Annotated in this window: 12 protein-coding genes; 8 read left to right on the top strand and 4 right to left on the bottom strand. The window is 66.9% G+C overall.

What is annotated here, in order from left to right; genetic code table 11:
* Nucleotides 1-22: 22 nt before the first annotated feature.
* A complete protein-coding gene (locus tag MJ122_RS18035; RefSeq protein ID WP_017521835.1) occupies nucleotides 23-310 on the bottom strand; it encodes a putative quinol monooxygenase in 288 nt (95 codons plus the stop codon).
* 114 nt (nucleotides 311-424) lie between these two features.
* On the opposite strand from MJ122_RS18035, the gene MJ122_RS18030 reads away from it, so the two are divergent.
* Complete coding sequence (locus MJ122_RS18030) at nucleotides 425-1,339, top strand: LysR family transcriptional regulator (RefSeq protein WP_239745078.1); 915 nt, start codon at nucleotides 425-427, stop codon at nucleotides 1,337-1,339.
* 1 nt (nucleotide 1,340) lies between these two features.
* Here the strand turns inward: MJ122_RS18030 and MJ122_RS18025 are convergent, their stop codons facing one another.
* Both MJ122_RS18025 and MJ122_RS18020 read right to left on the bottom strand, forming a co-directional pair.
* On the bottom strand, nucleotides 1,341-2,657 hold the full coding sequence (locus MJ122_RS18025) for a bifunctional DedA family/phosphatase PAP2 family protein (RefSeq protein WP_239745077.1): 1,317 nt from the start codon (nucleotides 2,655-2,657) through the stop codon (nucleotides 1,341-1,343).
* The gene (locus MJ122_RS18020; RefSeq protein ID WP_239745076.1) at nucleotides 2,654-3,373 is read right to left on the bottom strand and encodes a DNA-3-methyladenine glycosylase; all 720 of its coding nucleotides are present in this window, start codon (nucleotides 3,371-3,373) and stop codon (nucleotides 2,654-2,656) included. Before MJ122_RS18020 ends, MJ122_RS18025 begins: the two co-directional genes overlap by 4 nt.
* Before the next feature lie 63 nt (nucleotides 3,374-3,436).
* Here MJ122_RS18020 and MJ122_RS18015 point away from each other — a divergent pair, with 63 nt between their 5' ends.
* A complete protein-coding gene (locus tag MJ122_RS18015; RefSeq protein ID WP_239745075.1) occupies nucleotides 3,437-4,291 on the top strand; it encodes a class I SAM-dependent methyltransferase in 855 nt (284 codons plus the stop codon).
* Between the two features lie 218 nt (nucleotides 4,292-4,509).
* Here the strand turns inward: MJ122_RS18015 and MJ122_RS18010 are convergent, their stop codons facing one another.
* The gene (locus MJ122_RS18010) at nucleotides 4,510-5,736 is read right to left on the bottom strand and encodes an alpha/beta hydrolase (RefSeq protein ID WP_239745074.1); all 1,227 of its coding nucleotides are present in this window, start codon (nucleotides 5,734-5,736) and stop codon (nucleotides 4,510-4,512) included.
* Between the two features lie 309 nt (nucleotides 5,737-6,045).
* Here MJ122_RS18010 and MJ122_RS18005 point away from each other — a divergent pair, with 309 nt between their 5' ends.
* Genes MJ122_RS18005 through rodA form a run of 6 tightly spaced genes read left to right on the top strand, consistent with a single transcriptional unit; the run spans nucleotide 6,046 to nucleotide 11,868 of the window.
* Nucleotides 6,046-7,311, top strand: a complete 1,266-nt coding sequence (locus MJ122_RS18005) for a glutamate-5-semialdehyde dehydrogenase (RefSeq protein WP_088421438.1) — start codon at nucleotides 6,046-6,048, stop codon at nucleotides 7,309-7,311.
* Between the two features lie 11 nt (nucleotides 7,312-7,322).
* Nucleotides 7,323-7,967, top strand: coding sequence for a nicotinate-nucleotide adenylyltransferase (gene nadD, locus MJ122_RS18000; RefSeq protein ID WP_239745401.1), 645 nt, complete (start codon nucleotides 7,323-7,325; stop codon nucleotides 7,965-7,967).
* A 19-nt stretch (nucleotides 7,968-7,986) separates the two neighbouring features.
* Entirely contained in the window at nucleotides 7,987-8,340 is a 354-nt protein-coding gene (rsfS, locus tag MJ122_RS17995) for a ribosome silencing factor (RefSeq protein ID WP_017521827.1), read from the top strand.
* 7 nt (nucleotides 8,341-8,347) lie between these two features.
* The gene (gene rlmH, locus MJ122_RS17990) at nucleotides 8,348-8,815 is read left to right on the top strand and encodes a 23S rRNA (pseudouridine(1915)-N(3))-methyltransferase RlmH (protein WP_088421429.1); all 468 of its coding nucleotides are present in this window, start codon (nucleotides 8,348-8,350) and stop codon (nucleotides 8,813-8,815) included.
* A 15-nt stretch (nucleotides 8,816-8,830) separates the two neighbouring features.
* Nucleotides 8,831-10,720: a penicillin-binding protein 2 gene (gene mrdA, locus MJ122_RS17985; protein WP_088421428.1), complete on the top strand. Its 1,890-nt coding sequence runs from the start codon at nucleotides 8,831-8,833 to the stop codon at nucleotides 10,718-10,720.
* A 44-nt stretch (nucleotides 10,721-10,764) separates the two neighbouring features.
* Complete coding sequence (rodA, locus tag MJ122_RS17980) at nucleotides 10,765-11,868, top strand: rod shape-determining protein RodA (protein ID WP_088421436.1); 1,104 nt, start codon at nucleotides 10,765-10,767, stop codon at nucleotides 11,866-11,868.
* Nucleotides 11,869-11,871: the final 3 nt, after the last annotated feature.

Below are 11,871 nucleotides of genomic sequence, written 5' to 3'. Positions count from 1 at the left end.
GATTCCTATTCGTTTTGAACGATCAGTCGATGCGGTTCATCAGGCGGATGTCGAGTTCCGCGAGGTCGGGTTCGGCGGCCTTCACGAAGGCCTGGAAGTGCGGGCTGGCCTCGTGCTCGGCCAGAGCTTCCTCGTCGCGCCACTGCTCGATCATGTAGATCAGCTCGGCGTCCTTGATATCGCGGTGCAGGTCGTACTGCAGACAGCCGGCCTCGGCACGGGATGGTGCGAGCATGCCGTGCAGGCGCTCCTGCAGGCTGTCGGCGCGGCCGGGCTTGGCGCGAATGATGGCGATCAGGGTCAGGCTCATCCGGGTATCTCCAGATTGGTGGGGCAGGTGCATTGAACGTGAAGGCATGCTGCTCTCTTTCGCCGTGAAGAAAAACCGCGTAAGTAGAGAGTCTCTTTCAAAGGATTTTTGAAAATGCTGCGTTTCGACGACCTGCAGATTTTCGTCCGCACCGCCGAGCGCGGCAGCCTCTCCGCCGCCGCCCGCGAGCTGGAACTGTCGCCGGCGGTGGCCAGCGCGGCGCTCAAGCGCCTGGAAAGCGAGCTGGATGTGCGCCTGTTCGCCCGCTCTACCCGCAGCCTGCGCCTGACTGCCGAGGGCGAGCTGTATCTGGCCCACGCCCGTGCCGCACTGCAGAGCCTGGACGACGGCCGCCAGCTGCTGGCCGGCGGCAAGAGCGAGATTGCCGGCAACTTCCAGGTTTCGGCGCCTTCGGATTTCGGTCGCAACGTGCTGCTGCCCTGGCTCGACGAGTTCCAGATGCTGCACCCGCGGATGAACCTGCGCCTGCTGATCAGCGACCGCCAGGCCGACCTCTACCGGCAGCCGGTGGACGTCGCCTTCCGCCTCGGCCTGCCGGGCGATTCGAACCTGGTGGCGCTGCCGCTGGCCCCGGATAACCGCCGGGTGCTCTGTGGCGCTCCGGACTACTTCGCCCGCCATGGCAAGCCGGCGCACCCGGACGAGCTGCAGAAACACAACTGCCTGCTGTACATGCTGGGCGGGCGCGCCCACGAGCGCTGGCGTTTCAGTGATAGCCGCAAGCAGCACGAAGTGACGGTGCGCGGCGATCGCCTCTGCGACGATGCCGATGTGGTGCGGCGCTGGGCCGTGTCCGGGCAGGGACTGGTCTACAAGTCCTGGCTGGACGTGGCGGCCGACGTGCGCGCCGGCCGGCTGGAAGTGGCGCTGGCGGACTACCTGGGTGAGGCCACGCCGATGAACCTGTTCTGCACCCACCGCGCCCAGCTCAGCCGGGCGGTGACCCAGTTGCGCGAGTTCGTCCAGTTGCGCTGCGCCGAACTGATGCGCAAGCGCCCCTGGGCTTGAGTCAGAGCGGCGTGTAGCGGTGGATCGCCGCCGACAGGCCCCAGGCGCTGGCCACTGCCAGCAGCACCATCGCCGTGGGCAGCAGGCTCCACCAGATGCGTGGCGCGAGGGCCGGCAGCTCGATGCGGCGCTGGCTCATCCACAGGCTGGCAGCGCACACCGAAGCGCCGAGCAGGGCGCCGGCCACGATATCGCTGGGCCAGTGCGCCCCCAGGTAGACCCGCGACAGCGCGATGGTCGCGGCGGGGATCACCGCCAGCAGCATCCAGGTCAGGCGCACGCGCGGGGATTTCTCCCGGCTGGCCAGCACGCCGAGTACCAAAAAGAATGCGAAGGACGCCGAGCTGTGCCCGCTGGGCATGCTGAAGGCAGACAGCGGGTCGGCGATCACTTCCGGCCGTGCGCGGCTGAACAGGTGCTTGAGGGTGGTGTTGAGCAGCGCGGTGCCGACCATGGTGCCGGCGGCGAAGAGCGCGTGGCGCCACAGTCGCAGTGCAGCCAGCAGTACCGCCAGCAGCGCGCCGGCGATGAACTGGGTGCGGAAGTCGCCGACCCGGGTGACGGCCACCATCACGTCGTCCAGCCAGGCTTGGCGGTGTTCCTGCACCAGCGCCATCAGGCCCTTGTCGAGGGCGTCCAGGTAGGGCCAGCCGATCAGCATGGCGGCCAGCAGGGTGAAGCAGCCAAGGGCGCCGATCAGCGGGGCGTTGCGCTCCTTGCGCAGCTCAGCGTGAATGATCAGCGCAAAGACCACGGCGATACAGGCGGCCACGACGCCGGCCTCGGGCCAGAAGCCTTCCGGCAATGGCAGGCGCATCGCCGCGCCCGTGGCCCAACCCGGCACCAGGTAAGCGACGGACCAGCCGGCGGCGGCGATGACAGAAACGCCGAGGAAGCGGCCGAAGGGCATGTCCAGCATGCCGGCAACCATGGGCAGGAAGGGCCGCAGCGCACCGATGAAACGGCCCACCAGCAGGCTGGCGACGCCGTAGCGGTGGAAGAAGCCCTCGGCGCTGGCGATCCATTCCGGATGATGGCGAAGCACCGGCAGGCGGCGTATGTCCTGGTGGAAGTGGCGGCCGATCCAGTACGAGCAGAGATCGCCCAGCAGCCCGCCGAAGAATGCGAGCGCCAGGGTTTCACCGAGCCCGAGGGCACCGCTGCCGGCGAGCACGGCAATGGCGAAGAGCATCACGACGCCCGGCAGGAGGATACCGATGATGGCGGCGCATTCGAGGAAGGCGACCAGGAACAGGACCAGGGCGAGCCATTGCGGGTGGGTGGCCATCCAGGTGTTGAAGGCGGCGAGATCGATCATCGGATGGAGTCGTCCTGAGGTCCTAGCAGGTGGTAGTCATGTCCTTCGACCTGTCCGCGGCGCATGGGGTTGCGTGTGCAGAAGGGAGCGAAGGCGGCGTCGACGAAACGGTATGGCAGGTGTTCGTCGCGGCCGTGGGGAATGCCCAGGCGCGCGGCCTGGATGATTTGCGAGGGCGTCTCGTCGAGGTCGTCGACGAACAGCCGCTGCGGGTCGAAACGCTGGGCGTCCCAGTCCGGCACCTTCAGGCCCAGCGAGCGGCAAAGCAGGGTCTGGCCGGCGCACAGCTTGCCCAGTGCGCGCTCGCTGCCGTCCGCGGCGGGGTTGAGCTGGCGCATGCAGGCCAGTGCGGCATCGCCGGAAATGCAGTCCAGCCAGGGGTGGCCGGACTTGATCAGCACCGCATTGCCCGGGCCGCCGGCGCTGAAGTTCAGCGAGTCGCCGCCACGGGCGTAATACATATAGATGTGCCCGCCATCGAGGAACAGCGCCTTGCGCTTCTCGGTATAGCCCAGCGAGGCGTGGCTGCCTTTTTCGGCCAGGTAATAGGCCTCGGTCTCGATGATCCGCGCGGACAGCCACAGGTCGCCGACCCGGTGGCGAATCACCTTGCCCAGCAGTTGGCGGGCAACAGTGAGGGCGTCGCGGTTGAAGAAGGCGTCCGGCAGCGGGTTGGCGCCAGGCCAGGGCAAACTTAGGTTGGGTTCGGCAGACATTGGATTGTCGCGGTTCTCGGGCCGGTCTTAGGCTGGGGAATCATAACAACAAGAATCTTAAGCATGGCTGAACGGATCCGGGCCGACAGCGCCCACATCACCCCCAGTGCGCACTACACCGGTTACGTCTGGTATCGGCACCAACTGGCCGACCCGGCCTTCGCCACCGCCTTCGGCCGCTGGGTGCATGGCTGCGTGGCGCCGATCAACTGGGGCGCTCGGATCGCCTTCGGGCTGAATATCGAAGACTTCCTGCTGCAACGTCACCTGCTGATCGATGCGCGGCTGACCCAGGCCATCGAACTGCGCGGTGTGACCCAGGTGGTGGAGATCGCTTGCGGGTTGTCGCCCCGTGGCCGGCGCTTTCGCGAGCGCTATCCGCAGCTGACCTACCTGGAAGCCGACCTGCCGCCAATGGCCGCGCGCAAGTCCGCGCTGCTGCAGGAACAGGGCTGGCTGGACGGCAAGCACCGCGTCCGGGCTGTGGATATCCTCGCCGAACAGGGCGAGCAGTGCCTGGCGGCGTTGCTGTCCGAACTGGACCCGGATCGCCCTGTGGCGGTGATCACCGAAGGACTGGTGAATTACTTCCAGCGCCCGGTGATCGAGGGGTTCTGGCGCAGGCTGGCCTCGGCGCTGCGGCACTTCCCCGAGGCGACCTACCTGACCGAACTCTACCCCGACCTGCGCGAACATCCGCGCTACCGGCAGATCCGCTGGGGCGTCGGGCTGATCGGCCGGCTGACGCGGGGTGGGTATCCGCTGCATTACCGCAGCGCCGACGAGATCGAGCAGGCGTTCACCCGATGCGGGTTCGGGCGGGTGGGGGTGCTCGATCCGCAGGTGGATGGCGTGGGGCTGGAGTTGCCCAGGGGGCGGATGCCAAGCCTGGTGCGGGTGATCGAGGCGCGGGTTTGATCGACATCTTTGTAGGTTCGGAGTGGGGATTGCCCTCTCCCTGCCCCTCTCCCTGAAGGGAGATGAGACTGTCCTTTGCCGCTTGTGGCAGGGGAGTCCCCATGAAGTCACCGGCTGACGCCGGAGTCCCCAGCCACGCCGAACGGCGCCGTCTCCCTGAAGGGAGACGGCGGGGGAGAGGGAAGCAGCCCGAGCGCGGGCCATCATCGCTCAGTCGATCAAGCCGCACACGCCCCCTGCTGCATCGGCACCACCATCGCCGCCAGCGCCGCGCTGGCCTGCGGGTCGCCGTGGGCGAAGATGAAGGCCAGGCCGTCGTCGCCGTAGCGCAGCGGCAGGATGTCCAGCTCCGGCAGGCCTGCGGCGGCCAGCTTCCAGCCGCGCGCCGGGCGATTGCCCGGCAGCTCGACGCGGATCAGGCCGCCAAAGTACCCCAGTTCCGCCAGCTCGCAGCGCCATTCGCCGCCCTCGCTGTTGCGCAGGACCGCGCGCTGATCGAGCGGAGCAAGCCGCGGTTCGAAGCGGCGTTCCAGGTGCAGCAACTGCTGGCGCTGGAAGCGCGTGCTACCGGCGGCGCTGCGCGGCAGCGCTTCGCCGCGCAGGAAGGGGTTGTAGAGGCGGGCACAGGCGTCGCGGCGTTCGAACTGGGCCAGGTGGTCGGCGTTGTGGATCAGCGCGAACTCGGCGTCCGCGCAGGCGTGGGCGAATTCGGCGTGCTCCCAGGGTTGGGTGAAGTGGTCGTACTCGCCGGCCAGCACCAGGGTCGGGCACTGCGGGTGGCGGTCGAAACCGCCGAAGGCCAGCAGGCGCAGGCTGTTCTGCCGGTAGCGCTCGATTTCCCCCGGTGTCAGGCGTTGCAGCTGGCGCAGCAGGGCCTTGCGGAACACCGGGGACACGCCGGTATCGCCCAGCCGCAGCGGGTTGATCAGTCCGGTCAGCACGCCGTGGGCGAAAGGCGTCTGCTCGCCCAGCTCCAGGCGCGCCAGGGCTTCCACCAGCAGCGCGCGGGCGCCGGGACGGCCGAAGGCGGTGATGCCGGCCAGCAGCAGGCGGCCGCAGCGCGCCGGATGGCGGGCGGCGAACAGCGCGGCCAGGGCCGAGCCATAGGACAGCCCGATAGGCATCAGCGGCGGCAGTTGCAACGTTTCGGCGAAGGCGGCGATCAGGTCGGCCAGGTCCTCCAGGCTCAGTTGCGGTGCCAGTTGCAGGTTGCCGCCCTGGCTGGGAAGGTCGAGCAGGATCACCGGGTGCCCGGCGAGCAGCTCGGAAACCTCGCTGGCGAAAGAGCGGAAGCTCTGGAACGCGCCGCCCAGCAACAGGACGGGCGGGCGAGTGTCATCTTCCCTGGAGGAGAAGGCCTGGTAGTGCAGTTGCCAACCGTCCAGTTCCAGCACCGCCGGGGCGGCGGTCAGGGACTGGGCGCTGTAATCGGTGCGATAGCGCATGGCAGTTCTCCGGCGGTGGACCGCCTCTTGTTGTTCTTCCCTGGCCTGAGTCCCTGGCATGCGAGCACTGCGGGGGCAACTAGCCATGCTTGCAAAGTAACCAGCCGATACGAATTTGGTTACCCAACCTTCGGGCGGCGTAAGGGGCCAGGGAGCCTGCGGATGTCACCGTTTCACCGATGGGGCGGGGTGTTGAGGCGGGTAAGCGTTACGTGCGGCGCGTCGCTGACCGGCCGGCTGCTGTGGCTGGCCGCTGAGGGGGCGCTCCCGCTATACTTGCGCATTTCCCTCACGCAGACGCGTTTGATCATGACCGAGTCCGTTCTCGACTATATGAGCCGCCTGGGCCGCGCCGCCCGTGAAGCGTCGCGCGTGGTCGCGCGCGCCACGACCGCGCAGAAGAACCAAGCCCTGCTGGCCGCAGCCGATGCCCTGGACGCCGCCCGCGCCCAGCTGACCGAAGCCAACGAAAAGGATCTGGCCAATGGCCGTGCCAATGGTCTGGAGCCAGCCATGCTCGACCGCCTGGCCCTGACTCCGGCGCGCATCGACGACATGATCGAAGGTCTGCGCCAGGTCGCCACGCTGCCGGATCCCATCGGCGAGATCCGCGACATGCGCTACGTGCCTTCCGGCATCCAGCTCGGCAAGATGCGCGTGCCCCTGGGTGTGGTGGGCATCATCTACGAGTCACGTCCGAACGTGACCATCGACGCTGCCAGCCTGTGCCTGAAGTCGGGCAACGCGACCATCCTGCGCGGCGGTTCCGAGGCGATCCACTCCAACCAGGCCATTGCTGCCTGCATCCAGACCGGCCTGGCCAAGGCCGGCCTGCCCGCCAGCGTCGTGCAAGTGGTGGAAACCACCGACCGCGCAGCCGTGGGTGCGCTGATCACCATGCCCGAATACGTCGACGTCATCGTTCCGCGCGGTGGCAAGGGCCTGATCGAGCGCATCAGCCGCGATGCCAAGGTGCCGGTGATCAAGCACCTGGACGGCATCTGCCATGTCTATATCGACGTCGCCGCCGACCTGGACAAGGCAATTCGCGTTGCCGACAACGCCAAGACCCAGCGCTACGCGCCGTGCAACACCATGGAGACGCTGCTGGTGCACGCCGGCATCGCCGACCGCGTGCTGCCGCCGCTGGCTGCCATCTATCGCGACAAGGGCGTGGAATTGCGTGGCGACGCCGCCACCCGCGCGCTGCTGGGCGCCGACGTGCTGGAAGCCACCGAGGAAGACTGGCGCACCGAGTACAACGCGCCGATCCTGTCGATCCGCATCGTCGACGGCCTCGACGCCGCCATCGAGCACATCAACACCTATGGCTCGCAGCACACCGACGCGATCATCACCGAGAACTTCACCGATGCACGCCGCTTCCTCACCGAAGTGGACTCGGCCTCGGTCATGGTCAACGCCTCGACTCGCTTCGCTGACGGCTTCGAGTACGGCCTGGGCGCGGAGATCGGTATTTCCACCGACAAGCTGCACGCCCGCGGCCCGGTCGGCCTGGAAGGCCTGACCAGCGAGAAATACGTGGTGTTCGGCGACGGGCACGTGCGGACCTGATGAACAAGGCGATTTCCCGTCGGGTCGGTCTGTTCGGCGGCACCTTCGACCCGGTGCACATCGGCCACCTGCGCAGTGCGCTGGAGATGGCCGAGCAGTTCGAATTCGACGAGTTGCGCCTGATCCCCAACTTCCGCCCGCCGCACCGCGACACACCCCAGGTGAAACCTGCGCAGCGGCTGGCGATGGTCGAGCTGGCGGTAGCCGGTGTAGACCCGCTGGTGGTCGACGGCCGCGAGCTGAAGCGTGACAAACCCTCCTACACCATCGACACCCTGGAGTCGCTGCGTGGGGAGCTGGATGAGCAGGACCAGTTGTTCCTGCTGGTCGGCTGGGACGCATTCTGCGGCCTGCCGACCTGGCATCGCTGGGAAGAGTTGCTGGAGCATTGTCATATCGTCGTGCTGCAGCGCCCGGATGCCGACAGCGAGCCGCCGGAAGACCTGCGCGACCTGCTGGCGGCGCGCAGTGTTGCCGACCCGAAGGCGATGACCGGCCCCGCCGGGCAGATCACCTTCGTCTGGCAGACGCCGCTGGCAGTATCCGCCACCCAGATCCGCCAACTCCTGTCGCAGGGGCGCTCGGTGCGCTACCTGGTGCCGGATGCGGTATTGAACTATATCGAGGCGCACGGCCTGTACCAGGCGCCCCACTGAACAAGTCAGAGAGTCATACATGCAAACCGAACAACTGGTCGAACTGACCATCGCTGCCCTGGAAGATCTCAAGGCGCAGGACATCGTCGTCATCGACGTGCGCGAGAAGACCAGCATCACCGACACCATGGTCATCGCCACCGGTGCCTCCAGCCGTCAGGTCAAGTCGCTGGCCGACAACGTTCTGGAAAAGGTCAAGGAACAGGGCGTGCGCCCCATCGGCAGCGAAGGCCAGGAAGGCGGCGAGTGGGTCCTGATCGACCTCGCCAACGTCGTGGTCCACGTCATGCAGCCGGCCACCCGCCAGTTCTACGATCTGGAGCGCCTGTGGCAGGGCGCCGAGCAGAGCCGCGCCTCGCACAGCGCCGAGTAAGCCTGCCGTGCGTCTGCGTCTGATCGCGGTCGGCTCGCGCATGCCGCGCTGGGTGGAAGAGGGCTGGGCGGAGTACGTCAAGCGCCTGCCCTCGGAGCTGTCCTTGGAGCTGGTGGAAATCCCGCTGAACACGCGCGGCAAGAATGCCGACGTGGCGCGGCTGATCCGCCAGGAAGGCGAGGCCATGCTGGGCAAGGTCCAGCCGGGGGAACGCATCGTCACCCTGGAAGTCGAAGGCAAGCCCTGGAGCACCCCACAGCTCGCGCAGGAGCTCGACCGCTGGCGCCTGGACGCGCGCACCGTGAACCTCATGGTCGGCGGGCCGGAAGGCCTGGCGCCGGAGGTCTGCGCGCGCAGCGAACAGCGCTGGTCGCTGTCGCCGCTGACCCTGCCGCACCCGCTGGTGCGGATCCTGGTCGGCGAGCAGATCTACCGCGCCTGGACGGTCCTGTCCGGGCACCCCTACCACAAGTAGTCGTAGCCGTTTTCGATGCCGCAGCCGATACAGCTCAAGGACCACGAGAAGGACGCCCGTCAGGTCCGCGCCCGCGTCATCGTCGGCGGGGTGGCGATCTTCCTGCTCGCCCTGGTGCTGGTGGCGCGCATGTATCACCTGCAGGTGACGCAGTACGACTACCACTCGACGCTGTCGGAAAACAACCGCGTCCACGTGCAGCCGATCCCGCCCAATCGCGGGCTGATCTTCGACCGCAACGGGGTGATCATCGCCGACAACCGTCCCAGCTTCAGCCTGACCATCACCCGCGAGCGCACCGAGAACCTGCAGGAAACGCTCAAGACCCTGGTGGATATCCTCGGCCTCACCGAGGAAGACAAGGCCATCTTCGAGAAGCGCATGAAGCAGGGGCGCCGGCCGTTCGAACCGGTGCCGATCATGTTCGAGCTCTCGGAAGAGCAGATCGCCCGCATCGCAGTGAACCAGTACCGCCTCAACGGCGTCGACGTGGCCGCGCAGTTCGTCCGGCACTACCCGCTGGGCGAGCACTTCGCCCACTCGGTCGGCTATGTCGGGCGGATCAACGAGTCGGAGCTGAAGAAGCTCGATCCGGTGGCCTATTCGGGCACCCACCACATCGGCAAGACCGGCGTGGAGAAGTTCTACGAGGACGCGCTGCACGGCACCGTGGGTTACGAGGAAGTCGAGACCAACGCCCGTGGCCGCGTCCTGCGCGTGCTCAAGCGCACCGAACCGGTCTCCGGCCGCGACATCGTGCTGAGTATCGACAGCAAGCTGCAGGCTGCCGCCGAAGCGGCGCTGGCGGGCCGGCGTGGCGCCATCGTGGCGATCCAGCCGTCCACCGGCGACGTGCTGGCGATGGTCAGCCAGCCGAGCTACGACCCCAACCTGTTCGTCACCGGCATCAGCTTCAGGGACTACGCGGCCCTGCGCGACTCCGAGGACCGCCCGCTTTACAACCGTGTGCTGCGCGGCCTGTACCCGCCGGGCTCGACGGTGAAGCCGGCGGTGGCCATCGCCGGCCTTGACGCCGGGGTGGTGACGCCCACCAGCCGCGTGTTCGACCCCGGGTTCTATCAGTTGCCGAACTACGATCACAAGTACCGCAACTGGAACCGCACGGGTGATGGCTGGGTGACCCTGGAGACCGCGATCATGCGCTCCAACGACACCTACTTCTACGACCTGGCGCATAAGCTGGGCATCGACCGCCTGCACGACTACATGAGCGAATTCGGCTTCGGCCAGCGCGTCGCCCTGGACATGTACGGTGAGGCCGAAGGCCTGATGCCGTCGCGCCAGTGGAAGCGCGCCCTGCGCCGGCAGGCCTGGTTCCCGGGCGAGACCCTGATTCTCGGTATCGGCCAGGGCTACATGCAGGCTACGCCGCTGCAATTGGCGCAGATGACCGCGCTGCTGGCCAACAAGGGCAAGTGGATTCGTCCGCACCTGGCCAAGACCATCGACGGCAAGCCGCCGGTCGACGAGGATCCGATGCCCAATATCGTGCTCAAGGACCCGAACAACTGGAACCTGGTGGACTACGGCATGCAGCAGGTGGTCCATGGGGCTCGCGGTACCGCGCACAAGGTCGGCGCCACGTCGGTCTACCGCATCGCCGGCAAGTCCGGTACCGCGCAGGTCGTTGCGATCAAGCAGGGCGAGAAGTACAACCGCTCCAAGCTGCTCGAGCGCCACCGCGACCACGCCCTTTTCGTCGGCTTCGCCCCGGCGGACAACCCGCAGATCGCCGTGGCGGTGATGGTGGAGAACGGCGAGTCCGGCTCCGGCGTCGCCGCTCCCGTGCTCAAGGCCGTGACCGACGCCTGGCTGCTCGACGAGACCGGCAAGCTCAAGCCCGAATACGCACCGCAGGCCACGGCGGAGGCGCCCAAGCCATGACCATGAACGGTAATTTCGACCGCACGCTGTCCAGCGAAGACGTGATGAAGCGGCGATCCAGCCTGCTGCAGCGCCTGCACATCGACGGCCTGTTGCTCCTGCTGCTGCTGACCCTCGGCTCGGCCGGCCTGTTCGTCCTGTATTCCGCCAGCGGCAAGAGCTGGGACCTGCTGATCAAGCAGGCTTCGTCCTTTGGCATGGGCCTGGGCGCAATGTTCGTGCTGGCGCAGATCGAGCCGCGCTTCCTCGCCCGCTGGGTGCCGCTGGGCTACCTGATCGGCGTGGCGCTTCTGGTGGTGGTCGACGTCATGGGCCACAACGCCATGGGCGCGACCCGCTGGATCAACATTCCAGGGGTGATCCGCTTCCAGCCGGCGGAATTCATGAAGCTGCTGATGCCCATGACCATTGCCTGGTACCTCTCCAAACGTTCGCTGCCGCCCGGCTTCAAGCACAGCGTGGTGGGGTTGGCGCTGATCGTGGTGCCCTTCGTGCTGATCCTCAAGCAGCCGGACTTGGGCACCGCGATGCTGGTACTGGCTTCCGGCGCCTTTGTACTGTTCGTCGGCGGCCTGCGCTGGCGCTGGATCATCATGGCGGTGTCGGCTGCCGTGCCGGTGGCCGTGGGCATGTGGTACTTCGTCATGCACGACTATCAGAAGCAACGCGTGCTGACCTTCCTCGACCCGGAAAGCGACCCGCTGGGCAGCGGCTGGAACATCATCCAGTCCAAGGCGGCCATCGGCTCGGGCGGGGTGTTCGGCAAGGGCTGGCTGCTGGGTACGCAGTCCCATCTGGATTTTTTGCCCGAAAGCCACACGGACTTTATCATTGCCGTGCTCGGCGAAGAGTTCGGCCTGGTCGGCGTGTGCCTGCTGCTGGTGCTGTACCTGCTGGTGATCTACCGGGGGCTGGTGATCACGGCGCAGGCGCAGACGCTGTTCGGCAAACTGCTCGCCGGCAGCATCACCATGACCTTCTTCGTGTATGTGTTCGTCAACATTGGTATGGTCAGCGGATTGTTGCCAGTGGTGGGGGTGCCGCTGCCCTTCATTAGTTACGGCGGAACTTCGCTGGTGACCCTGATGTCAGGGTTCGGCGTTTTGATGTCGATCCACACCCACCGGAAGTGGATCGCCCAGGTTTGATGA

It is taken from the genome of Pseudomonas sp. DP-17 (assembly GCF_022380625.1).
Classification (GTDB): domain Bacteria; phylum Pseudomonadota; class Gammaproteobacteria; order Pseudomonadales; family Pseudomonadaceae; genus Pseudomonas; species Pseudomonas nitroreducens_A.
The sequence above is the reverse complement of the archived record's forward strand: the minus strand, read 5'-3'. Positions and strand labels throughout refer to the sequence as shown.

Coding starts and splice junctions, on each gene's coding strand:
- MJ122_RS18035 (WP_017521835.1), bottom strand. CDS start 310: ATGAGCCTGACCCTGATCGCCATCATTCGCGCCAAGCCCGGCCGCGCC.
- rsfS (WP_017521827.1), top strand. CDS start 7,987: ATGCAAACCGAACAACTGGTCGAACTGACCATCGCTGCCCTGGAAGAT.
- MJ122_RS18005 (WP_088421438.1), top strand. CDS start 6,046: ATGACCGAGTCCGTTCTCGACTATATGAGCCGCCTGGGCCGCGCCGCC.
- MJ122_RS18010 (WP_239745074.1), bottom strand. CDS start 5,736: ATGCGCTATCGCACCGATTACAGCGCCCAGTCCCTGACCGCCGCCCCG.
- MJ122_RS18015 (WP_239745075.1), top strand. CDS start 3,437: ATGGCTGAACGGATCCGGGCCGACAGCGCCCACATCACCCCCAGTGCG.
- MJ122_RS18020 (WP_239745076.1), bottom strand. CDS start 3,373: ATGTCTGCCGAACCCAACCTAAGTTTGCCCTGGCCTGGCGCCAACCCG.
- MJ122_RS18030 (WP_239745078.1), top strand. CDS start 425: ATGCTGCGTTTCGACGACCTGCAGATTTTCGTCCGCACCGCCGAGCGC.
- mrdA (WP_088421428.1), top strand. CDS start 8,831: ATGCCGCAGCCGATACAGCTCAAGGACCACGAGAAGGACGCCCGTCAG.
- MJ122_RS18025 (WP_239745077.1), bottom strand. CDS start 2,657: ATGATCGATCTCGCCGCCTTCAACACCTGGATGGCCACCCACCCGCAA.
- rodA (WP_088421436.1), top strand. CDS start 10,765: ATGAAGCGGCGATCCAGCCTGCTGCAGCGCCTGCACATCGACGGCCTG.